This is a genomic window from Psychrobacter sp. AOP7-B1-24 (genome assembly GCF_052376215.1).
GTDB lineage: Bacteria > Pseudomonadota > Gammaproteobacteria > Pseudomonadales > Moraxellaceae > Psychrobacter.
Genome location: NZ_JBQSVL010000037.1, coordinates 1 through 22,130, shown reverse-complemented (window position 1 = coordinate 22,130; position 22,130 = coordinate 1). Strand labels below are relative to the sequence as shown.

The following is a 22,130-nucleotide window of genomic DNA, read 5'->3' as shown; positions in this document are numbered from 1 at the left end:
AAATGGTAAATTTCATAACCCCAAGCATGACATGCCAAAGAGTATGATAAATATATAAATGGCCACAGGAATACCCCATGACAAATAACAGAAATATTGCCACGCAGTTAATAATTAACATTGATCAGCAAACACTAACCGTCTATCAACAAAATAAAGAACTCGCTCAATACCATATATCTACTGCAAAAAACGGTATTGGTGGCCAACAAGATAGCGGCTGTACACCACTTGGACAGCATATCATTGCAGAAAAAATAGGTGGCAGTGAGCCTATTAATGCTGTGTTTGTCGGGAGAGTACCGACAGGCGAGATATATAGTGCTGAGCTTGGTAAGTTACACCCTGAGCGAGACTGGATATTAAGCCGTATTTTATGGTTGAGCGGTTTGGAAGTAGGTGTCAATAAAGGCAGTAATAGTAACGGTGGTTGTGATACTTACCAGCGTTATATTTATATTCACGGCACACCAGATACTGAGCCGATGGGTACACCTCTCTCTCATGGCTGTATACGTATGCGCAATGAAGACATCGTGAAGCTTTTTGAACAAGTCGAAGAAGAGACGTCAGTGAGTATTGTAGAAAGCTTAAATGACACTTTGAAATAAGACGGCACTATTGAAGTAATAGAAAATCAGATAGCATGCAGCTGGTTCTTTCTTCCGCCATGCATCAGTATGCAATGTGGACAGAGCTGAGCACATTGAATATCGGTGCAAATTTACAGCATTATAATCCGCTGGTTGACGAAGATGTGGCAGCAGCGTTTGATATTTCAGCCCACTGGGCGCTGATTGCGCAAATGCCATTTGGCAATATCGTTGAGCCTGCTGGCGAAAAAAATTATCAGCCTGTCAGTGAGCGCATGAAAGTTTTAGGGTTGAAAAACATATAATAGTCTCACCGAATGAAATACTATTAAATAAAAAAGACAGCCCTGATAAAGTGGGCTGTCTTTTTTGTATGTTGTTGTATCACTATGACTAATATAAACTAAACGATATTAGCGTTGTTGTTCAATTTGGCTGAAAACCAGCCAGTACCATAAAGCGCATTACTATCTGTCGCTGATTTGAGCTGATACTGCTGTTGATGTCGAAGGCAGTTATGGTATGGTTCCAATGCTTTTTGTTCTTCAATCAGACGCTTTAGACTGCGTTTGGTTTTCTTTTTGAACGATTTTTTATGCAGTAGGGGTGAGGCTATTTCAGTGATGTAGCGTAACGCTGTTAATTGATTACGCAAGGCCTCTGTGGATTGGTTACCGTTTTTTGTATGAACGTCATGTTCCTCAATACTATCTGTATTATCGCTATCAGCGTCAGCGGTCTCTATGTCGCTGCCACTTTCTTTCGTAATAGTCTTATCCGTATTTAGTAGACAGTCGTGCTGTTGGGATATGGCTTTTATTAGTGGCTCGATCGCCAGCTTGTTGGCTTGAGGATCAAGGCTTGCATCGCTCATAGTAAAGGCAATCAACTCTAGCAGGGTTATCTGAAAGTCATTGGCGCTGACCGCGTCAATAGGCTGGATTTTGAGAGCCTCAATGTCAGTCATCCAATTCGTTGCAGGTGCGCCATGTGCCTGTAGTTCAGGGTCGATATGGTTGGCTAGGTAAGCCAATTCGTAATAACTACCAAGTAGAGTGGCAGTTTGTTTTAGTATTGGCTGCCAATCAGGATTGATCTCATCGGAGAAGCTGGCAAATACTTCTAAGACAGCATGTAAGCGGCGAATACCAGTCTGTAATTGCAAAATATGCCCACTGTCAGCACTGCCAGCTACGATAGCACTGCTATTCGGTAATATTTGCAGCAAACAGTTATGTACGGCTACTCGTACAAAGGCAGGCATGCTAATTCTTTTATTGATTTTAATTTGACTCAGGTCGGCACTTACTGCTGGACTATGTGGTTGTCCATTAATCAGTAAGCCACCACGCTCAGCTTTGGTTACGGTCGATAAGCAGAGTTTGTAGCGCTTACACCATGTTTTGGCTGTCGTAAATAAAAAATCTAAATCTCCTGATACCAGTTCGAACTCTATTTCTTGAATCTTTTCTCGCTGAGTATCATCGGTACCATGAATAATCTCGCCATGATCGTATGCTATCTCGATGCTATTGTCCGTTTTATCATCGCTACTTTCTACTAGCAGTCGAGTAGTGCGCTGTACGTCTGTAACATATAATCGTGTCAGCGTTTTTACCAATTTTTTGAGCTTAAAGCCAGATAGTGCAGGCGCGATCGGGGTATCTTTATAAATAGTTAAGTCAGGTATTAGCGTCTCTGTCTCAAGCATTGCTTGGACTTGCTCATTATCTAATAAAGCATTGTGCTCTAAGCGTGAAGCCATCCCGTCACCGCCAGCTTTGATAGTCTGTACCCAGTTATCGCCTTCTTTACGAATCCGTAAGCCGATACCTGCCTGCGCCAACTGTTGATCAGGTGTGTCGTAATAATGGGCAGCCAGTTGTGTCATCTGTGAGGATTTGACTTGAACTTGACGCATCATTCCTTTTAACCGTGATTCTGGCACCAAAAACTTCAACTCTATCTCTTGCATGATGGCTCCCCATTATTTTAAAGCAGGTTAAGTGGCTACTGTAGTCAGTCTATATCCGTCTATAGTCGGTTCAATATACTTTAAACTTTTTTAGATTGAACTACCTACCATCGTATGAAAGCTATGAATCAATAACAAGTAAAATTTTATAGGATTGCCTATGTTTATTTTCTATAGGCAATATACTTTTACTGTATTAGCGCTATAATTGAGCCAAAATATCAAACAAAAGTATATTTAATTATGAACGAAAATTCTATGGTAAGTAAACCTAAAACACCCTCGCAGTCCAATAGTTTGTCATTAGCGTTAGCAGCCGTCACCCTAGGATCAGTCATACTAATCACTGGCTGCAGCCAATCTGAGGATTATGCAGAAAGCGCGTCAGATGAATCAGCGGATTACGCTAGTGAAGAATCTGTTGCCGCTGATACAAATGCGCTTATGTCCGAACAGCCAACGGCGGCTGAAGAGCTAGACGCGGAGGCTAACAGCCAAGCCAATGAATTGACGGTTGAAAATTTATCAGGAAACAGCGAGCAGACGCTAGGTAGTCAGGTCGCTGATATCCAGATAAAAGGTAAATCGCTGCTGATTACTTCCAGTGCAGATTTTACCGTCAAAGATGTCGTCAAGAGTAGCGCTGCTATTGAGACATTGACACGGCAGCAGGGTGGTTATGTGGCGATCAGTAATATTAGCAACTATCCACGCAGTGAGAGAACCTTTGTTCAAGGTGACAAAAACATTACCATCACTACTTATACTCGCCAAGCTGAAATGACCGTTCGGGTACCTCGTACCAATGTCAGTAAGTTCTTAGAGAGACTGCAGCAGCAAGTGGCTTTTTTAAATGAGCAGGAATTTACAGCGCAAGACGTGACGTTAGATATTTATCGTGAACAGCTGGTAAGTCAGCTAAACAGTGATATGGCAAGCGAGCTTAGCGAAGAGCGACTCGATAGTGAAAACAATAAAGACCAACGCAGTAATATCGAGGCTATTACTGCTACTTATACTGCACGCCGGCAACAAGAGCTGGCAAAGCTTGAACAGATGGATATCGCTGACAAAGTTAAATACAGTACGATCAACTTGGTTTTTAGTCAGCCAGACATTAGCTATAAAGAAGTCACTCAAAACCTAGATGTCTTGATAGATGCTGAACGTCCAAGTTTTGGTACCGAAGTCAATAAATCACTAAAAGATGGTTGGAATATGCTCAGGTCATTCGCACTTGGCGTTATACAATTGTGGTGGTTGGTGGTGCTTGCTGGTATTTTTTATCTCATTTATAGAGTGATAAAAACCATTTATCGTAAGTTTTTTAAACAAAGCCCTCGTATCGAACACCTACGACGTAATCTGATGGGTGAAAACCAAGGTATCTATAATCCAGAGCGTATAAAAAGCAATCAAGTAGGCGATAAAACGGACAGTGCTAAAGAGGCTAATAGCAAGGAGACGGATAGCAAAGATATGAATAACAAGGATACTAAGCATTAGTTATAATGGAAACTTAAAAAGCTCACAGAGTATCAATAAACAGACATAAAAAAGCCGCTCTACATTATGTAGAGCGGCTTTTTTTAGTTTGTACTTATAAAGTATCGGTCATTAGAACTGGTTCATCGTGTTCTTGCCACCGCCAGCTTTAAGTGCGTTGTCACCAGAGAAGATTTCTTTGTGATCATCGCCAAGGTCAGAGCCTGCCATTGCTTGGTGCTTAACACAAGAGATGCCTTCACGGATTTCTTTACGCTGTACGCCAGCTGCATAAGCAAGCATGCCTTCTTCACCGAAGTAGCCTTTAGCAAGTTCATGAACGCTAAGTGCAGTGGTGTGATAAGTCGGTAGGGTGATTAAGTGATGGAATACACCAGCTTCACGTGACGCATCACGTTGGAAGTTCTGAGCGGCAATATCAGCTGCTGCATCAAGATCAGTACCGTCGTAATCAGAACTCATCAAGTCATCTTTATTGTATGCAGAGATGTCTTTGCCCTCGGTTTCCCACTGTGCGATAACTTGCTTACGGAAGTTCAGCGTCCAGTTGAATGATGGGCTGTTGTTATAAACCAGCTTGGCTTTAGGTTGTTGCTCTTTAATACGATCAACCATTGATTTAATATGTGCTACATCAGGAGTAGGTGTCTCAATCCAAAGTAGATCTGCACCGTTTTCTAGAGCAGTTACGCAGTCGAGCACGACACGGTCGATGTTGGTGTCTTCACGGAAGCTGTACAAGCCGTTTGGCATACGAACTGGACGTACTAGCTTACCATTGTGCTTAAGTAGGCTATCGTTTTCGTTAGCGTCTTCAATGCTCACTTCTTCCATTTCTAGGAAGTCGATGTATTTAGAAGCAAGATCGCCTGGCTCATTTGATACTGGAATTTTTTGCGTTAGTGATGCGCCTTCAGAGTCAGTACGTGCAACGATAACGCCATCTTCAACACCTAGCTCTAGGAATGCATAACGAATCGCGTTGATTTTCGCAATGTAATCTTCATGCGGTACAGTAACTTTACCTGCTTGGTGACCACACTGCTTAGCATCAGATACTTGGTTTTCAACCTGAATGGCACAAGCACCAGCTTCAATCATTTGCTTAGTGAGTAAATACGTCGCTTCTTCGTTACCGAAACCTGCATCGATATCAGCGATGATTGGCACAACATGTGAATCAAAGTTTTCGATTTTTTCTAGGATAGCTGAGGTATCTTGACCAGCTTCTTCGGCAGCGTTTAGCTCACGGAAGTAATCGTTCAACACTTTAGCATCTGCTTGACGTAGGAAAGTGTAAATTTCTTCGATTAGCTTAGGTACTGAGGTTTTTTCGTGCATAGATTGGTCAGGTAATGGACCAAACTCAGAGCGTAGGGCGGCAACCATCCAACCTGATAGGTAGATATAAGTTTTAGAAGTCGTACCGAAATATTTTTTCTTAGCATACATAGTTTGCTGTGCAACAAAACCATGCCATGCACCTAAAGACTGGGTATATTGAGATGTATCATTGTCATAGTCTTCCATGTCTTGACGCATGATTTTTGCAGTATATTTTGCGATATCTAAACCAGTTTTGAAGCGGTTTTGCGACATCATACGTGCTGCATCGGTTTCGCTGATATTCTGCCAGTTACCGTGTTTTTGTTTTAATTCACGTACTAAATCGATCGCTGATTTATATGCCGTTGACATCTATGTCTCCTTGGTGGGGTGTAAAAAACAAATTAAGTGCTTAAGTAATGACGATTGTGTGCTACTAAAAGCATACATTCAGACTTTATATCCATGCTGTCGATATCTTATAAGATGAAACATAATTACAAGCTATCCGCCAAAGCCTTATTTACCCTAACCAAACTTAGTCACTAATACAAGGGGTTTACTCAACTTGCTAGTGAAAAAATAATGGGTAATATATGAACTATTGTCGATCTGATTCATGTATTTCTAAGGTGCCTGTACTATTTGTTGGCTCTCAGTGTCATAATTGGTAGTAAGAGATGTTACAATAATAAGCTGTTTATACGATGAATCTAATCACTGTCAAATAATTAAAGTGGTATCTATAAACAATCAATTAATAAGATTATGCTACCGATGAAAGCCATCAACATACTATATAATTGTGTCCGTCAAATGAATATAGTCGATGTATACACTTAGGGTGTATCGTTTGTGCTGCAAATCATCTATGAGACTCACTATAACTGGCTTACCAAGATTTATCTAATTTATGATACTTATCTTTGGTATTTTTATAAGTTATAATTCATATATAACAGTACCTTACATTGGCTATATTAAGTTATACTTAGTTGATATGATATAAAAACAGATGAAAAATAGCGGAATTATGCTGTTTTAGGCTCTACATTGTCAAAACAGTACTAAAAATGCCAAGATTATAATGGCACTTATTCAAAGGCCAAGAGAACTCTATATGAATTTGCAGCGGGTAGATTTAAATTTATTGGTACACCTAGATGTGTTGCTACGAGAAAAAAACGTTACTCGTGCTGCCGAGCAGCTTGGCATTACCCAACCTGCGATGAGTAATATTTTGCGTCGTCTGCGTAAACTATTTAACGACCCATTATTGGTACGTTCTTCTGAAGGTATGACGCCGACTGAGCGTGCTTTAGAGTTGCAGCCTCGTATCCGTGAGATCCTTGCGGATTTGACACAAGTATTAGAGCCACGTACGGAGTTTCGTCCTTACAGTACTTCTCGCGTCTTTCGAATTATGACATCAGATTATGCAGAAGCGACCTTGGTACCAAAGCTAGTTAAAGCACTGCGCTCAGAAGCCCCCAACGTTATTTTAGACTTCTTAACACCGTCAGACGTCTCTTATCGTGATATGGAGCAGGGGCGCGTTGACTTAGCGATTAACCGCTTTAATGAGATACCGCAAAGTTTCCATCAAGTGCTAGTATGGCGTGATACTTTTAGCTGCCTATTGTCATCAGACAGTCCTTATGCCAATCGTTTTAATCTAAAAAACTATCTTAAAGCGCAGCATGTTTGGGTCTCTAAAACAGGTATGGGCGTAGGTTTTGGCGTCAATCCAGAGAAGTCTGGTGGCTTAGGATCTATTGATCAAGCATTGCAACGTTTAGGACAAAAACGTCAAATCAGCGTTTTTACTCGTCATTATCAAATGCCAGCCATGCTTGCAGCAAATAAAGATTTGATTGCTACATTGCCGACGCGCGTAGCAAAAATGCAGGCCAATAACGACAGTATTAAGATGGAAGAGCCACCGTTTTTTATTCCTGAATTTGAGTTAACCATGGCGTGGTCTCCGTTATTACAACACCATCCAGCGCATCGTTGGTTACGCCAACTTATTATGCATGTGGCCCGCCAAATCGTTGACGACGAAGAAAACCCACCACAAGAAATCCCTGTGATAAACCATTTGTTTTAAATCGCTTAGGGTTTGTTGATGTACATGAATCATTTATTGAACCAGCCGCAGGGCTGGTTTTTTTATTTGTCCAACTTTACCAAGCCACTGCCTTTACAAAACCACTTCGCTTATAAATAAAACGAGGCGCAAGGCGTAACTTCAGCGTAGTTAATAAGTCAGCCACACTTTTAACATCTTATGAACACTTCTTTATAACTTGTAAAACTACTGGCTGAGCATTTTGTTATGGTAACTGGACGTTAAGAATAATGACAAGCTAATTCAAACCAATAATATATTTCAATAAATAAGGATAATAACCATGGCAGATATTACTACTGTGAACCCAGCGACAGGCAAAAACATTAAAGATTATAACTATATGAGTGATGGTGATGTCACTAAAATTATTGATGCATCTCATCACGCATTTTCTAAATGGCGTCTAGTTAGTACTGAAGAACGTACAAAAGTTATCAGCTCTATCGGTGACACGCTGATGAAGTACAAAGATGAATTGGCTAAGTTGATGACTGAAGAGCGTGGCAAAACACTTGAGGCCAGTTTAGGCGAAGTTGATTTATGCAAAGCTATTTGTGATTTTACTGCCAGTGAAGGCGTTGCCGCACTTGCTGAAGATGAGCGCGATATTGAAGGTATCAAAAAAGGACTGGTAAGATATGATCCTATCGGTATTATCTATGGCATCCAGCCTTGGAATTTTCCAGCTTATCAAGTTTTCCGCTATACCATCGCCAATTTGATGGCAGGTAACAGTGTTTTACTGAAACATGCATCAAACGTCACAGGCTCAGGTCTATTGATTGAAAAGATTTTGCATGAATCTGATTTACCAAATGATCTGTTCCGCACGCTAGTTATCAACCATGATCAGTCTGAGCAAGTCATCGAAAATAATAAAGTACGTGGTGTGACCTTAACAGGTAGTGATGTAGCTGGTAGAGCCGTAGCGCAGCAAGCAGCTAAAGTACTTAAAAAGACGGTTATGGAATTGGGTTCTAACGATGCCTTTATTGTATTAGAAGATGCAGACTTAGAGTTGGCAGCGACTACTTGTGCACATGCTCGCTTATACAACAATGGTGAGACGTGTATTGCGGCCAAGCGCTTTGTGGTTGTAGACAGTGTTTATGATAAATTCCGTGACTTGATTATTGAGAAGTTTAAAGGCTACACGATTGGTGATCCAATGGATGAGTCTACTGACGTAGGTCCGATGTCGAGTAGCAAGCAACGTGATGAGCTGCATGAGCAGCTACAAGAAAGTGTGAGTAAAGGTGCAACGGTTACGCTGGGTGGTGAAGTGCCTGATATGCCAGGCTCTTTTTATCCGCCAACTATCTTGGAAAACATTAAGCCAGATCAGCCTGCGTATAAAGATGAGTTATTCGGTCCAGTAGCGTCTTTAATTCGTGCTAAAGATGAAGATGACGCATTCCGTATTGCTAATGACAGTCGTTATGGACTGGGTGGTGCCATATTCTCTAAAGATGAAGATAAGGCTATCAGTTTAGCTCAAGAGCATTTTGATACTGGTATGGTCTATATCAATGGATACGATTTGGTGAGCCCAGCATTGCCATTTGGTGGTGTTAAGGATTCAGGTTATGGCCGTGAGCATGGTGGTTTTGGTATTAAAGAATTTGTAAACATCAAAGCCATTCATGTTGTTGGTCAAGCACCTGCTTAACTTTCATGTTTTATTACAAGCCTTTTAAAATATCCTGCTATTAATTAAGTAGCAGGGTATTTTTTTTAAGCATAAATAGCTTAAAACAACCAACTTTTACGTTGAAAGTTGTCACATAAAAAAGCAGCACAAGAGTGTCTTGTGCTGCTTTTGTGTAAAATGGATAATTATAGCCTAAAAATTAGGCATCCAACCAAAGCTTTAAAGGTAAGGCAGGTAACACAGAGGTGTTATCATTGGCTTGATTATTCAAGTTGAGTACACCGCTTGCGATAAGTTTAATCGTCCAAGGCAGTAGCTTATGTTCAAGCTTTTGCACACGTGCCTGTAAACCATCTGCCGTATCTTTTTGATTAACCTGTAACAGTGCTTGAGTCAAGACGTCTCCTGCATCTAGCTCTGCTGTCACCACGTGAATACTACAGCCATGATGACGCTCACCTGCTTGTATAGCACGCTGATGAGTATCTAAGCCTTTATAAACAGGAAGTAGAGAAGGGTGAAGGTTAATCATCGGTGCTGGTGCATTGTCGATAAATGATGCACTCAATACACGCATAAAGCCTGCTAGTACTACCAAATCAGGCTGCCATGTCGCTAGTTGCTCACTAGCATGGCTTTCAAACGTTTTGATTCCCATGCGTTTGCCGCTAGCAACGTGAGATAGTACTGCCACTGGAATATCGGCATCTTTAGCACGTGTAATGGCATAAGCATCTTCACGGTTACTAATGACACCAACGATTTCAATCGGTAGCGCACCAGCTTGCATAGCCTCTATTAGGACTTGCAAGTTGCTACCACTACCTGATACCAAGATGGCAATACGCAGTGGTTTTTTGGCTTGGCTCATGGTACTGACGGATATTGTGGATGTTGACATTAACGGTACACCACGGCGTCCGCTTCACGTGTAACCATCTCACCTAATTGCCAAGCCGTTTCGCCTGCATCGTTTAAAGTGTTAATGGCGGCTTCTGCTTTGTCTTTTGGTACGACAATCACAAAACCCACACCGCAGTTAAAGGTGCGATACATCTCACTTTGCTCGATATTACCTTGGGTTTGCAACCAGGTGAATAACTCTGAGAACTGCCAGCTGTTGGTGTCGATGCTCGCTGCTAAACTTTCAGGCAATACGCGTGGTAAGTTATCGGTCAAACCGCCACCAGTAATGTGAGACATAGCATGAAGTGCTGAGCTGCCAAGTGTATCTTGTAAGGCTTTGATGGCTTTAACATAAATGCGAGTAGGTGCCATTAGGGCATCTTGGATAGGCTGGCCATCTAACTGTTCATCGCTCGTGGTGACATCGACATCGCTTACTTCAATGACTTTACGAACTAATGAATAGCCATTTGAATGTGCGCCACTTGATGCTAGTGCAATCAGTACATCGCCTTCAGCCACATTATCACCAGTGATGACTTCGGCCTCTTCAACCACGCCTACACAGAATCCTGCTAGATCGTAATCATCATCTTGGTACATGCCTGGCATTTCAGCAGTTTCACCGCCGATAAGTGAGCAGTTTGCTAACTTACAGCCGTCACCAATACCCGTTACAACAGTAGCAGCAACATCAACGTCTAGCTTGCCTGTGGCGTAATAATCTAAAAAGAATAATGGCTCTGCACCGCATACCAATAAATCATTAACACACATGGCGACCAAATCGATACCGATAGTGTCATGACGATTGAGTTGTAAAGCCAGCTTAAGTTTTGTGCCAACACCATCAGTACCAGATACCAATAATGGTGATGTGTAGCCAGTAGGAATGCGGCACAGTGCGCCAAAGCCACCCAAACCACCCACAACTTCGGGACGAGTAGTGGCTTTTGCCACTGATTTGATGCGCTGAACCAGTGCATCACCCGCGTCGATATCAACACCGGCATCTTTGTAGCTTAAAGAAGGCTTGTTACTCATGGTCATCTCACAAATTTTATAGGGAATGAAGGTTTGTCAGTAGAAAAGCGAGTTTGTCGTATTAATTTAATCGTATTAACTATAGATACAGTGGGCGCATTATACCCAAAAACAGCCCCTACTCGCAAAGCAACTTACGGATATTTGACTGATATTTAATGAAGAATGACATTAGGGTCTGTTTAACATCTAAATGTGCTACTGGCAGAGGCTGCTTTTTAGACAACACGTAGCGAATTTTTAACGCCCAGTAGCCCTAATATCGGAATATTCAATAGACCCTAATGGATAAATAAAAAATTAAGCAACAAAAAATGACTGATTTTTTCTGTACTTTGCGATAATTTAACACTAAATTTATTGTCAATAACTGTTTGCTGTTATGATGTTGTGGTTCGATAAGCCATATCGAAGATTCAAGCACATTACTATTCAAATCAGCTTAAGCGTAGGATTATCCGTCATGACGAACCAACCAATAGACTTATTTTTTCGGCGCTTATTTATAGTCACCACTTTGGTAATGGTGTTGGTTTTGTTGTATTTGATGATGCCCGTTATTATACCGTTTGTTTTTGCCTTCGTACTGGCTTATTTATTCAATCCACTGGTTAAGCGTTTGTCGAAATATATCAAACGTTGGATAGCCATTCTCATTGTTTATTCGACTATTACCTTAGGGATGGTACTGTTGCTATGGTGGTTGATTCCGACATTGTGGAATCAGTTGCAAGCGGCATGGGACTACTTACCCAAGGTTTTAAATTGGTATAACGAAGTGGTACGAGAGTGGTTCACTAACAACACTCGTATGCGTCTACCAGAGCTAGAATCTAAAGGTTTTTCTGAGACATTGGTAGATTATATGCAAACGAATTATAAGTTTGCAGATGCTAGCACCATGATGAGTCACATTATCTCATCAAGCATGAACTTTATTAACAATGCGGGTCTCATTGTATTAGTACCTATTTTGACCTTTTACTTTTTATTCAATTGGGATCAGCGCTTACATACGTGGAAGATGGCGATTCCAGCTGCTTATAATAAAAAATTCGTACAAATTGCTCGGGAGTGTGACCAAGCACTAATGGCTTTTATTAAAGGTCAATTATTGGTGATGGTTCTATTGGGTGTTATTTATGCGGTGCAATTGCAGCTTATCGGGTTAGAGCTTGGACTTATCATCGGTATGGTGGCGGGTATCGCAAGTTTTGTGCCTTATTTGGGTTTTGGTATTGGCTTTATCGCTGCTATTATTGCTTGCCTATTCCAATTTGGATTAGATTGGACCTATTTATCGTTAATTACTGGTGCGTTTTTAATTGGACAAGCCGCAGAAGGTTATATCCTACAGCCATTGCTATTAGGTGATAAGATTGGTCTATCGCCGTTATGGGTTATTTTTTCAGTATTGGCGGGGGCAAGCTTATTAGGCTTCGTCGGCATGCTGATTGCGTTACCTGTCTCTGCTGTGCTTAACGTATTACTCCGTCATTTATTTGCTTATTATCGTTCGACAGATTTTTATAAAGGTCACAAGCAGTTAACCCTTTTTGAAAAGAAATAAATAATTTATCTTTAAAGTAATGTAGTTATCACAAATTGGCAGTAGAATTGTGAGATGGATAAATAGGGGTTGATCAGGCTTAATAGGCAAAAGACTTGTCAGTCATTTTGCAAATATGTTATATATAGGCGCAGTGTTGATGGTATTAGCAGTTCATCGTTCGCAAGATTTATTTTTACAAGGTAATCTTGCGATATTCTGATGATATAAAAGACAATATACTAACGGTGCAATTTTGCATCAGATAATATGAGAGCTGCTTAAACACAGTTAGTGATTATTCCTTTTTCTATTGCATTACGCAAAACGAGTTGATGATTCATGGCAGAAGCACAGCTAAGTCTCAATCTGGACATTAAGCATGATGCAAGTCTCAGTGACTTCGCCGGTCCTGGTTGGATGTCGATTATTGATGCAGTGCGGCAGCTACATGTCGGCCTGATTGGTCAGCTGTATCTATTTGGTAGCCCTGCTACTGGTAAATCTCATCTGTTATCTGCGATTTGTGAGTCGTTCATTGAGATGGATAAGTCGGCTATTTGCCTATCGCTTAATGAGTTGATTCATGCTGATGTGCATGTGCTGTCTTCTTTAGAGAACTTTGACCTCATCGCTATTGATGATCTAGAAGTGCTTGAGCAGAGTAGTCAGTGGCAAGAAGCCTTATTTCATCTGATCAATCGGAGCCGAGAAGGGCAGCGTCAGTTATTGTTTGCTGCCAACAAACCCGCAGGTGAATTGCCCTTTCAGCTGAGAGATTTATTGACCCGTTTGGCGCAATCTCCTACGTTTAAAGTACCTAATGGGCATGATTTAGCAGACCGTCAGGCACTGTTGCAGTCTATTTTACGTCGGCGCGGTTGGCAGTTTGATGATCGAATTATTGACCATTTGCTTACTGAGGGGCCACATCGTATTGGGGCGATGATGGAAGTGCTTAACTACATTCAGCCGATGTTTTCTAATCTTGGACGCAACAATATATCTAAAGCAGTCATCAGTGATGCCTTGCGTACTATCGATGAGCAAACGCTTGCAGCAGAGCTGGCTGATATTGCTCAAGAGACCCAAGTCGATAATGATGCGGCAGATCAGGACCAACATACGATGCCATTTGATTTTTAGCATTGAGAGTCTGATTTTTTATCTAAAGTATTTTATCTAAAATACCCTTACTATTTCCAAAACGTTTTTACTATTAATGGAACCTTTTATGAAACTGAATAATGCTTTGCTAAAAAAACTGACCATCAGCACGTTACTTATTGGTGCAGGTTCTGTCTCTATGTTATCACAGGCAGAAGTGACCCTATTGGTTGACGATCATATCAAAGTCACTGCGATTAACGGTCAAGAAGTGCAACAGAGTGCTTTTCAACCATTAACGCAAAAGTTCACGCTTCAACCTGGCCAACATGCAATTACTGCTAAATATGACCGCTTGTATGATTTGCGCCGTGACGAACACGACTATCTACGTTCGCGCAATGTGAGTGTGACAGCGCAGCTAGCAGATAATCAAACCTACCGTCTAACTATGCCAAATCAGCCAGAAGATTATACAGCTGCTAAAGAGTATGCCAAACAACCAACATTGGCTGTACAGCAGAATGAGACCGTGATTGCTAGCCAGCAAAGCATGGGCAGTAGCCAAGGTGGTCTGCTTTCAGGTTTGGGCAAAGCCATCGGTGGCGTGTTCGGCGGTAGTGGTGATGCTGAGTTGCAAAACCAACAGGCTATTGCAGCATTGAATCAGCCTGCTGCAGCGAGCCAAGGTGGGGTACAACAAACAACAAACGTTAATCCATCTAACAGTAATTTAGATCAATTTATGCAAATCTGGCTACAAGCGACACCTGCTGAGCGTGAAAAAATGAGCCAATGGATTCAAGAGTAAGCTCTGTTTTATTAAACTTATACCATTCACAAGAATACGATTAGCTGTGTCAAAATCGCTTAGCCTACAATGTGTAGTGCTTGCACTCTTTTTCCTTGCTACTCTAATTTTTGTGAATGGTATTATTTTAGTACGGAACATTAACAATAAAAAAAGCACCTAAATTAGGTGCTTTTTTTTATTCTAAATTTTATGGTCTTCATACCATTAACATGAGGTTAACGATATTAGCCCAAAAATGCGTTGTACATCCAAATTAGCTTTTCTTGCTCTTGTACATAGGCGTCGACAAGATCAGCCGATCCTTGGTCATCGCTTTCAGCAGCTAGCGCTGATACTTGACGCTGCTCTTGAATAAGCTCTTGTAGACCTGTTACCACGCCTTTCACACAGGTGGTGCCATCGCTGACGTTTTTATCTTCACTAATACCTGTAAGCTTAGCAAACTCACTATAAGCATGTAGTGGTGTACCACCTAATGTTAAGATGCGTTCGGCAATTTCATCAATTTGTAGTTGTAGCGCTGTATATAGCTCTTCAAATTGTGGGTGTAGTGTGAAGAAATGTTCACCTTTCACGTTCCAGTGATAGCCACGTACGTTGATATAAAACATGTGATAGCTTGATAATAGACCGTTTAGCTTAGCAATTATTTCGCTCATGTCTGCTTGTTCTAGGCCGATTTGGTTAGTTGCACTGTTACTCATAATATTATCCTTGTAATGTGAGTGTTGATGTAAAAAAGGGATGAATCAAGTTACGTCAGAATCAAAAAATACTTATATAGAATATTTATATAGAGTAGAGACTCTACAACCTCTTTTTCTGTCTATTATAATAACAAAGCATTGTCGACAAGTTAAGTTGAATAAATACAATAATACTATTGGTTTTATAAAAAGAGAAAGCCTTATTACCGCTTAGTGTATCTGTGAGAATAAGGCTTATGGCTTATTATGCTGGTGGTTGCAAGTTTTCAGGATTTAAGCCTTTAACGGCAATAACTTCTTGCAAATGTTGGCGAACCGTATCAATTGGAAACTTCTGTGCTTGCAGACGTTTAGGTACGATTTGGCTGCCTTGTTGACCTTTCATTTCAAACATCATAAAAATATAATCGTCAGTTTCGTCCCAACTCTTAACAGCAGTCCATGGAATAACGGCTTGCTGGGTAGTACCTGGGCGCATCTGCATGCCGCGCATCTGATTAGAGTTAAACGTATCAGGCTGATTGACTGGCATAGCCATGACCAAGCCATGCTTTTGTACACCCAGTTTCATTTGACGCATCTCATCTGGCATTTCTTGATCAGCCACTTGTTTTTCAAACTCTCTTTTTACATACCATTGAAAACCAAGCGTACGAGCCAGTAGGTAAATTACGACTGACACTAACATCAGCCAAAAAATAATGGTTGAGTAACCTGTCACAAAGACTAACCCTGCAATCGCTAATATTACGACTATTGCCATAATGATCCACTCTTTCATTTTGATGCTTTTTAGACCAAAAGAGGGGCTGGCACTGGCAAATAGTTCATACTGTGCTTGGTGGAATTCCGCCTCGGTTAAGTTTAAGGCGACAGGTTGCAGCGTGTAGGGGTACAAGGCCATAAAGGTTTCTCAAATACTTGTATTAAAAGTGTTAGGTTTAAATCGCCAAAGTGCAGCGGTGATGCCGCACTTGGCTGAAAGTGGAAAAAGATATGTACTTATCTTACCGAAAAGCGTTCCTAAATGAAACATATAAGCCATGCTGTTTACGGATAGTTGCCATATTATTGCCATTAAGCAGTATTATGATGGTCTGTTGGTTTTCAGAGCTGGTAATCAAGTTAAAATAGCGTGTGATAAATCATAATGGCAATGGCTGAAAGTGTCGTCAAGACATGGTCAAATGTGATGGGTCTTGGTATTATAGCGGCTATAAATTATTTTGATAAAAACAGTACTGTTAAAAACAACATTTTTAAACCTCTTATTCACTTTTAGCGTTACAGGCAACTAATATGATTGATCCGAAACTCTTACGCGGCGATTTAAGCGATTTACAACAACAGCTAGCTACACGTGGTTATGAGCTTGATATGGGCTTTTGGCAAGCAGTTGAGTCTGAACGTAAGTCACTACAGGTGAAAACTGAAGAGCTGCAATCACGCCGTAATGCTGGTGCTAAGCAAGTAGGTGCGCTAAAAAAATCAGGTGAAGATGCCAGTGAGCTATTGGCTGAGATGCAAAGCGTCAGCGGTGAGATTAAAGCTGCTGAAGAGGAGCTGCGTACTTTACAGGAACGTATCACCCAAGCTGCTTTACAGATTCCAAATATTCCAGCAGCGGATGTTCCCGTCGGTACGTCAGAGGACGATAACGTAGAAGTCCGTAAATGGGGTACGCCGCGCACGTTCGACTTTGAGATTCAAGATCATACTTATATCGGTGAGACGCTTGGCATGCTTGACTTTGAGGCAGCAACCAAATTGACTGGTAGCCGTTTTAATGTGTTAAAAGGGCAGCTTGCACAAATGCACCGTGCTTTGATTCAGTTCATGCTGAATACTCATACTATTAAATATGGCTATACTGAGACGTATGTACCTTATATTGTCAATTCTGACAGTCTAAAGGGTACGGGTCAGCTGCCGAAGTTTGAAGACGATTTGTTTAAATTGACCAATCATACCAATAACGATGAAATGGATTTTTATCTGATTCCAACGGCTGAAGTGCCAATGACCAACTTAGTACGTGGCGAGCGTTTGGATATCAAAGAGCTGCCATTGAAATTCACAGCGCATACGCCATGCTTCCGTAGTGAAGCAGGGTCACATGGTCGTGATACTCGTGGTTTGATCCGTCAGCATCAGTTTGAAAAAGTTGAGATGGTCAATATTGCCACTGCTGAGCAATCTGATGATTTGCTTGAAGCTATGACTGGACAAGCTGAATATATTTTACAGCAATTAAATCTGCCATATCGTACGGTCAAATTATGTACAGGTGATATGGGCTTTAGCGCACAAAAAACGTATGACATCGAAGTGTGGTTACCAAGCCAAGACACCTATCGTGAAATCTCTAGCTGCTCTAACTGCGGTGATTTTCAAGCGCGCCGTATGGGAACTCGTGTCAAAGATGGCAAGCAAACCAGCTTGGCTCATACTTTGAATGGTTCGGGCTTGGCAGTTGGTCGTACACTATTGGCAGTGATGGAAAACCATCAAAATGCTGATGGTAGTATCACTATTCCAGAAGTATTGCGTCCGTTTATGGGCGGTGCTGAGACGATTTCAGTTTAATATAAGATTAACTATATAGCTGACTGAATAAGGATGAATAGTGGCATTGTATGCAGATGGTTTAGGTCAATATCAGAGTGAGTATGATGCTCTGTGGCAAAGCCTTGTGCCGCAAAGTGGTCATGCCGCTACACTCCAAGGTGAGCTGGTCCGCTTGATAGGTCGGTTGGCTAGCGAGTATTACCGAAATGGTAATATGAATTGGAATGATGCTTTTAGGAACATGGCTAAGTGCCTTGAGACTGAATTGAGTCATCATTTCGATGCTTTGCCAGACCAACAAGCCATTCAAGTGTATTTGTATCAGATGGTTAAAAATGGCGAGACAGGTATCTGCTATTACTTAGATGGTGAGGATATATACGATAAAATAACGGATTATGTCGTGACGTTCTGTCAACAAAACGAGTTAGCGGTGCTTAATCACTGCCCAACGACTTATCATTACGCATACTAACTTAGGCGACTGTTCTATGACGCAGTTTTATTTAAGAACCGCAAATGCTGAGTTAGTAGCATTCGATTGGGCATCCATAAAGCGTTATATTATGGATTTGCCTTATTCAAATGAAGCGCATATCGTCTTAGGTAGCTTGCTTGAGGATAATAGCTATATCCAGACTCGTATTAATACAGAAACCTATCGCACGGATGGATTGTATGATCTAGAAGTGCGACTTCCTGCCAGCAGTAGGTTTAAACACTATCAGTGCTGTACTAATGACACTTGCCAAGTGATAGATAGCTTTTCTCTGTTTTATAACAAACAGCCAGTAGATGTCAGCTTATATCAAGATATAACCGCTGAATTTGATTTGTATTGATTTGAATATACATGTCATGAACATCATATGACATTAGCAACGTTATTCATAATGTCTATGAAAAGTAGGCGATAATGCACTCAATTGTCATACCATTTCTTAGCTAGGCTCATAGCAAATATGTTAATATTGCACTTTAATTTTATAGCCTATAACTTAGGGACGCATTTGGCGTCTTTATGCTTATACTCCTTTGAGTAAACTCTCCTCTTAGCCCAATACTAGGACACTCTATGCCAGCTCCAATTAGCGAACGTAAATTAGCCAATGCCATCCGTGTACTGTCGTTTGATGCGGTTCAAAAAGCCAACTCTGGACATCCAGGCGCGCCAATGGGTATGGCCGATATTGCTGAAGTTCTGTGGCGCAAGTTTTTGAAGCACAACCCAACCGATCCACAGTGGCACAACCGTGACCGCTTCGTCTTATCGAACGGTCATGGCTCAATGCTTATTTACTCACTGCTACATTTATCTGGCTATGATTTGAGCCTCGATGATTTGAAAGGTTTCCGCCAATTACATTCAAAAACCCCAGGTCATCCGGAGCTTGGCTATACACCAGGTGTTGAGACAACTACTGGCCCGCTAGGACAGGGTATTGCTAACGCAGTCGGTTTTGCTATCGCTGAAAAAACGTTAGCCGCGCAGTTCAACCGTGACGGCCACAACATTGTTGACCACAACACCTATGCATTTTTAGGCGATGGTTGCTTGATGGAAGGCATCAGCCATGAAGTTTGCTCATTGGCTGGCACGCTAGGTCTTGGCAAGTTGGTGTTCTTCTATGATGACAATGGCATCTCAATCGACGGTAATGTCGAAGGCTGGTTCACTGATGATACGCAAGCGCGTTTTGAGTCATACGGCTGGCAAGTTATCAAAGTAGATGGTCATGATGCCGATGCGATCACTCAAGCAACTGAACAAGCGCTTGCAGAGACTACTAAGCCAAGTCTAATCATTTGTAAAACGACTATCGGTGCTGGTAGCCCAAACAAGCAAGGTCTAGCAGCCAGTCATGGTGCCCCGTTAGGTGATGATGAAATCGCCTTGACTCGTGATGCGTTGTCTTGGAAACATGCTCCGTTCGAATTAGATGATGAAATATATGAAGCGTGGGATGCTAAAGCCAAAGGCGACGTACAGCAAAAGAACTGGGAAGCTGACTTTGAAGCGTATAAAAAAGCCTACCCAGAACTAGCAGCTGAGTTATTACGCCGTTTAAATGGCGATTTACCAGCTGACTTTGCTAGCCAAGCACAAGCCTACATCCAGCAAACGCAAGAAGCGGGCGGTGATGTGGCTAGTCGTAAAGCCAGCCAAAACGCGATCAATACTTTGCAGCCATTATTACCAGAATTGCTAGGTGGTTCAGCGGATTTAGCTGGCTCAAACCTTACGCTATTTAAAGGTGCTAAGGGTATCGAAAAGGATGCTGACGGCAACTATATCTATTACGGCGTACGTGAGTTTGGTATGACCGCGATTGCCAATGGTATTGCATTGCATGGCGGTTTTATTCCTTACGTAGCAACATTCTTGATGTTTATGGAATACGCACGTAACGCGGTACGCATGGGCGCACTCATGAAGCAGCGCGTCATCCATGTGTATACCCATGACTCTATCGGTCTGGGTGAAGATGGCCCAACGCATCAGCCAGTTGAGCAATTGACTAGCCTACGTACCACGCCAAACTTGCGTACATGGCGTCCGTGTGACGCGACTGAATCGGCTAGCGCTTGGGTAGAAGCAATCAAATCAGAAAACAATCCATCAGCATTAATCTTTAGCCGTCAAAGCTTGCCACATCAAGCGCGTGATAGCGAGCAAGTAGCCAACATCACTAAAGGTGGTTATGTACTGGCGAAAGAACAAGGCGAGCTACAAGCTATCATTATCGCTACTGGTTCAGAAGTTGGCCTAGCGATGGAAGCGTACGAGACGTTGAGCGCAAATGGTGTTGGTGTACGTGTGGTGTCTATGCCATGTGCTGAGATCTTCGTAGAGCAAGATGCTAGCTATCGTGAAGCGGTACTGCCTGCCAATATCCGTGCTCGCGTCGCAGTTGAAGCGGCACATGTAGATTACTGGTATAAGTTCGTTGGTCTAGATGGCAAAGTCATCGGTATGACCACTTATGGCGAATCTGCACCTGCAAGTGACTTGTATAAAGAGTTTGGTATCACGACTGATGCTGTGGTTGAAGCGGTAAATAGTTTGGTGTAATTAAATGTTAAGCCTTTCACTAATCATCAGCGTTGCATCCTTAATTATTGCTATTTCCTCAGTATCTATAAACTGGATACTGTGGAGAAAGGTCAACCGTCCTATTGTGACTGTAAGGTTATCTTCTGATATCGATTCACCTATTGCTTTAAACATGATAATCGAAAATACTGGAAACCTTCCAGCTAAAAATATTAGTATTAAGGCCAAAAAACAAGACGCATTAGCCTGCGTCAATGGAGATATTATTCCTCGTGACGCTGAGAGGATACTATTTAGTTCAATGATTATTCCTATATTGGCTAATGGGAAAATAACTACCAATTCTTTCTCAGCATATGGAGAAGAAATGAATGGACGTTGGAAGTCAGGAAGTTACTTACCTATAACTATCGAATATAGTTCATTGGATGGAAGAAGGTTTTTGGAGTCTTATAATTTAAGGTTTGCTAGTGATAATGCTTTTGCTTTTTCTCAATGGGAAAGTAAATAGTAAATAGCCATATAATTGAAAAGAGTTGTCAAATAATTTGGCAGCTCTTTTTTTGTGTTTAATATTTCGGTTTTAGAGTTGGTTCCTGATTTTGGTATTTTATACCTCACCAATGGCATACGGACTATTGTGTCTGGAAGTACTTCATCATTCAAGTAACCATATCCAATCACAGTTTGCAACGCCATTGTTATCAGCAGGATAGCAGCTTCAATCAAGGCTGAAATGCGTCATAAGGTAACTATTGTATGATAAATTAGGATTAGCTTGGTTTTGAGAGGTAAGGTTCGCCCAATACGCATTTTTATGCAAGGATACACATCTGATCGTTGCGCTAGGCGCACCCTACGGCTAATTAGTAGTTTAGTCTGAAAGGTGAGCAGGGCATACCCTGAAAACTAACATCTATTTCATAATCAAAATCAATATTAAAATCGTGGATTAGAGAGGAATTATTTACAGCTTAATCTAGATGTAATAATCATAACAAATGTTTATAATATCGCTATGTAAACGAAAGAGAAAATCAGCATATATAAAACGGTACGACAAATTAGCTAAATACTATCATTTGTCTTGTTATTGCACTGAGATAAAACCATGTCACTCAATCCCACATCTTCTAAGACAACAACATGCTAAATTACACTGCTTCTATTAACTCGCAAAAGCCATTCCTTACTT

The 22,130-nt window shown here is 41.3% G+C and carries 19 protein-coding genes; 13 read left to right on the top strand and 6 right to left on the bottom strand.

Annotated features, from left to right (window positions below; translation table 11 throughout):
* Window positions 1–77 precede the first annotated feature (77 nt).
* Together ACT3QP_RS08960 and ACT3QP_RS08955 are read left to right on the top strand one after the other, a co-directional pair.
* Entirely contained in the window at window positions 78–611 is a 534-nt protein-coding gene (locus ACT3QP_RS08960; RefSeq protein ID WP_444525240.1) for a L,D-transpeptidase family protein, read from the top strand.
* A gap of 35 nt (window positions 612–646) precedes the next feature.
* Window positions 647–898, top strand: a complete 252-nt coding sequence (locus tag ACT3QP_RS08955; protein ID WP_444525239.1) for a hypothetical protein — start codon at window positions 647–649, stop codon at window positions 896–898.
* A 98-nt stretch (window positions 899–996) separates the two neighbouring features.
* Here the strand turns inward: ACT3QP_RS08955 and ACT3QP_RS08950 are convergent, their stop codons facing one another.
* Complete coding sequence (locus ACT3QP_RS08950) at window positions 997–2,568, bottom strand: CYTH and CHAD domain-containing protein (protein WP_444525238.1); 1,572 nt, start codon at window positions 2,566–2,568, stop codon at window positions 997–999.
* A 243-nt stretch (window positions 2,569–2,811) separates the two neighbouring features.
* Between ACT3QP_RS08950 and ACT3QP_RS08945 the strand changes: the two genes are divergently transcribed.
* Window positions 2,812–4,074, top strand: a complete 1,263-nt coding sequence (locus ACT3QP_RS08945; protein WP_444525237.1) for a DUF4349 domain-containing protein — start codon at window positions 2,812–2,814, stop codon at window positions 4,072–4,074.
* A 111-nt stretch (window positions 4,075–4,185) separates the two neighbouring features.
* Here the strand turns inward: ACT3QP_RS08945 and ACT3QP_RS08940 are convergent, their stop codons facing one another.
* Window positions 4,186–5,772 carry an isocitrate lyase gene (locus ACT3QP_RS08940; RefSeq protein ID WP_444525236.1) on the bottom strand — a complete coding sequence of 529 codons (1,587 nt, stop codon included), beginning with the start codon at window positions 5,770–5,772 and terminating at the stop codon, window positions 4,186–4,188.
* A 748-nt stretch (window positions 5,773–6,520) separates the two neighbouring features.
* Here ACT3QP_RS08940 and ACT3QP_RS08935 point away from each other — a divergent pair.
* Together ACT3QP_RS08935 and ACT3QP_RS08930 are read left to right on the top strand one after the other, a co-directional pair.
* Window positions 6,521–7,510, top strand: coding sequence for a LysR family transcriptional regulator (locus ACT3QP_RS08935; protein WP_192519444.1), 990 nt, complete (start codon window positions 6,521–6,523; stop codon window positions 7,508–7,510).
* Window positions 7,511–7,814: 304 nt separating this feature from the next.
* Complete coding sequence (locus ACT3QP_RS08930) at window positions 7,815–9,203, top strand: NAD-dependent succinate-semialdehyde dehydrogenase (protein ID WP_192519443.1); 1,389 nt, start codon at window positions 7,815–7,817, stop codon at window positions 9,201–9,203.
* Window positions 9,204–9,384: 181 nt separating this feature from the next.
* On the opposite strand, the gene purN is transcribed toward ACT3QP_RS08930, so the two are convergent.
* Window positions 9,385–10,086 (bottom strand): phosphoribosylglycinamide formyltransferase, encoded by a 702-nt coding sequence (gene purN, locus ACT3QP_RS08925; protein ID WP_225739180.1) that lies wholly within the window; start codon window positions 10,084–10,086, stop codon window positions 9,385–9,387.
* Window positions 10,086–11,135 carry a phosphoribosylformylglycinamidine cyclo-ligase gene (purM, locus tag ACT3QP_RS08920; RefSeq protein WP_192519442.1) on the bottom strand — a complete coding sequence of 350 codons (1,050 nt, stop codon included), beginning with the start codon at window positions 11,133–11,135 and terminating at the stop codon, window positions 10,086–10,088. The genes purN and purM overlap by 1 nt, the downstream gene beginning before the upstream one ends.
* Before the next feature lie 463 nt (window positions 11,136–11,598).
* Between purM and ACT3QP_RS08915 the strand changes: the two genes are divergently transcribed.
* The 3 genes from ACT3QP_RS08915 to ACT3QP_RS08905 all read left to right on the top strand — a co-directional run bounded on the left by ACT3QP_RS08915 (window position 11,599) and on the right by ACT3QP_RS08905 (window position 14,602).
* Complete coding sequence (locus tag ACT3QP_RS08915) at window positions 11,599–12,705, top strand: AI-2E family transporter (RefSeq protein ID WP_444525235.1); 1,107 nt, start codon at window positions 11,599–11,601, stop codon at window positions 12,703–12,705.
* Window positions 12,706–13,026: 321 nt separating this feature from the next.
* Window positions 13,027–13,830 carry a DnaA regulatory inactivator Hda gene (gene hda / locus ACT3QP_RS08910; RefSeq protein WP_444525234.1) on the top strand — a complete coding sequence of 268 codons (804 nt, stop codon included), beginning with the start codon at window positions 13,027–13,029 and terminating at the stop codon, window positions 13,828–13,830.
* A gap of 88 nt (window positions 13,831–13,918) precedes the next feature.
* The gene (locus ACT3QP_RS08905; protein ID WP_444525233.1) at window positions 13,919–14,602 is read left to right on the top strand and encodes a DUF2057 family protein; all 684 of its coding nucleotides are present in this window, start codon (window positions 13,919–13,921) and stop codon (window positions 14,600–14,602) included.
* Between the two features lie 227 nt (window positions 14,603–14,829).
* Here the strand turns inward: ACT3QP_RS08905 and ACT3QP_RS08900 are convergent, their stop codons facing one another.
* The gene (locus ACT3QP_RS08900; RefSeq protein WP_444525232.1) at window positions 14,830–15,309 is read right to left on the bottom strand and encodes a Dps family protein; all 480 of its coding nucleotides are present in this window, start codon (window positions 15,307–15,309) and stop codon (window positions 14,830–14,832) included.
* A gap of 247 nt (window positions 15,310–15,556) precedes the next feature.
* Complete coding sequence (locus ACT3QP_RS08895; RefSeq protein WP_444525231.1) at window positions 15,557–16,216, bottom strand: YcxB family protein; 660 nt, start codon at window positions 16,214–16,216, stop codon at window positions 15,557–15,559.
* Between the two features lie 395 nt (window positions 16,217–16,611).
* On the opposite strand from ACT3QP_RS08895, the gene serS reads away from it, so the two are divergent.
* The 5 genes from serS (at window position 16,612) to ACT3QP_RS08870 (ending at window position 21,446) form a co-directional block, all read left to right on the top strand.
* Complete coding sequence (gene serS, locus ACT3QP_RS08890; protein WP_444525230.1) at window positions 16,612–17,898, top strand: serine--tRNA ligase; 1,287 nt, start codon at window positions 16,612–16,614, stop codon at window positions 17,896–17,898.
* A 40-nt stretch (window positions 17,899–17,938) separates the two neighbouring features.
* Window positions 17,939–18,355 carry a hypothetical protein gene (locus ACT3QP_RS08885; RefSeq protein ID WP_444525229.1) on the top strand — a complete coding sequence of 139 codons (417 nt, stop codon included), beginning with the start codon at window positions 17,939–17,941 and terminating at the stop codon, window positions 18,353–18,355.
* A 16-nt stretch (window positions 18,356–18,371) separates the two neighbouring features.
* Complete coding sequence (locus ACT3QP_RS08880) at window positions 18,372–18,722, top strand: hypothetical protein (protein WP_444525228.1); 351 nt, start codon at window positions 18,372–18,374, stop codon at window positions 18,720–18,722.
* Between the two features lie 233 nt (window positions 18,723–18,955).
* A complete protein-coding gene (gene tkt, locus ACT3QP_RS08875) occupies window positions 18,956–20,953 on the top strand; it encodes a transketolase (RefSeq protein ID WP_444525227.1) in 1,998 nt (665 codons plus the stop codon).
* Between the two features lie 4 nt (window positions 20,954–20,957).
* Complete coding sequence (locus tag ACT3QP_RS08870) at window positions 20,958–21,446, top strand: hypothetical protein (protein WP_444525226.1); 489 nt, start codon at window positions 20,958–20,960, stop codon at window positions 21,444–21,446.
* Window positions 21,447–22,130: the final 684 nt, after the last annotated feature.

Excerpts from the sequence above, each read along its gene's own strand:
- hda (WP_444525234.1), top strand. The coding sequence starts at position 13,027 with ATGGCAGAAGCACAGCTAAGTCTCAATCTGGACATTAAGCATGATGCA.
- ACT3QP_RS08945 (WP_444525237.1), top strand. The coding sequence starts at position 2,812 with ATGAACGAAAATTCTATGGTAAGTAAACCTAAAACACCCTCGCAGTCC.
- ACT3QP_RS08950 (WP_444525238.1), bottom strand. The coding sequence starts at position 2,568 with ATGCAAGAGATAGAGTTGAAGTTTTTGGTGCCAGAATCACGGTTAAAA.
- ACT3QP_RS08870 (WP_444525226.1), top strand. The coding sequence starts at position 20,958 with ATGTTAAGCCTTTCACTAATCATCAGCGTTGCATCCTTAATTATTGCT.
- ACT3QP_RS08900 (WP_444525232.1), bottom strand. The coding sequence starts at position 15,309 with ATGAGTAACAGTGCAACTAACCAAATCGGCCTAGAACAAGCAGACATG.
- ACT3QP_RS08960 (WP_444525240.1), top strand. The coding sequence starts at position 78 with ATGACAAATAACAGAAATATTGCCACGCAGTTAATAATTAACATTGAT.
- purM (WP_192519442.1), bottom strand. The coding sequence starts at position 11,135 with ATGAGTAACAAGCCTTCTTTAAGCTACAAAGATGCCGGTGTTGATATC.
- purN (WP_225739180.1), bottom strand. The coding sequence starts at position 10,086 with ATGTCAACATCCACAATATCCGTCAGTACCATGAGCCAAGCCAAAAAA.
- ACT3QP_RS08930 (WP_192519443.1), top strand. The coding sequence starts at position 7,815 with ATGGCAGATATTACTACTGTGAACCCAGCGACAGGCAAAAACATTAAA.
- ACT3QP_RS08955 (WP_444525239.1), top strand. The coding sequence starts at position 647 with ATGCAGCTGGTTCTTTCTTCCGCCATGCATCAGTATGCAATGTGGACA.
- ACT3QP_RS08880 (WP_444525228.1), top strand. The coding sequence starts at position 18,372 with ATGACGCAGTTTTATTTAAGAACCGCAAATGCTGAGTTAGTAGCATTC.
- ACT3QP_RS08935 (WP_192519444.1), top strand. The coding sequence starts at position 6,521 with ATGAATTTGCAGCGGGTAGATTTAAATTTATTGGTACACCTAGATGTG.
- tkt (WP_444525227.1), top strand. The coding sequence starts at position 18,956 with ATGCCAGCTCCAATTAGCGAACGTAAATTAGCCAATGCCATCCGTGTA.
- ACT3QP_RS08915 (WP_444525235.1), top strand. The coding sequence starts at position 11,599 with ATGACGAACCAACCAATAGACTTATTTTTTCGGCGCTTATTTATAGTC.
- ACT3QP_RS08895 (WP_444525231.1), bottom strand. The coding sequence starts at position 16,216 with ATGGCCTTGTACCCCTACACGCTGCAACCTGTCGCCTTAAACTTAACC.
- ACT3QP_RS08940 (WP_444525236.1), bottom strand. The coding sequence starts at position 5,772 with ATGTCAACGGCATATAAATCAGCGATCGATTTAGTACGTGAATTAAAA.
- ACT3QP_RS08905 (WP_444525233.1), top strand. The coding sequence starts at position 13,919 with ATGAAACTGAATAATGCTTTGCTAAAAAAACTGACCATCAGCACGTTA.
- serS (WP_444525230.1), top strand. The coding sequence starts at position 16,612 with ATGATTGATCCGAAACTCTTACGCGGCGATTTAAGCGATTTACAACAA.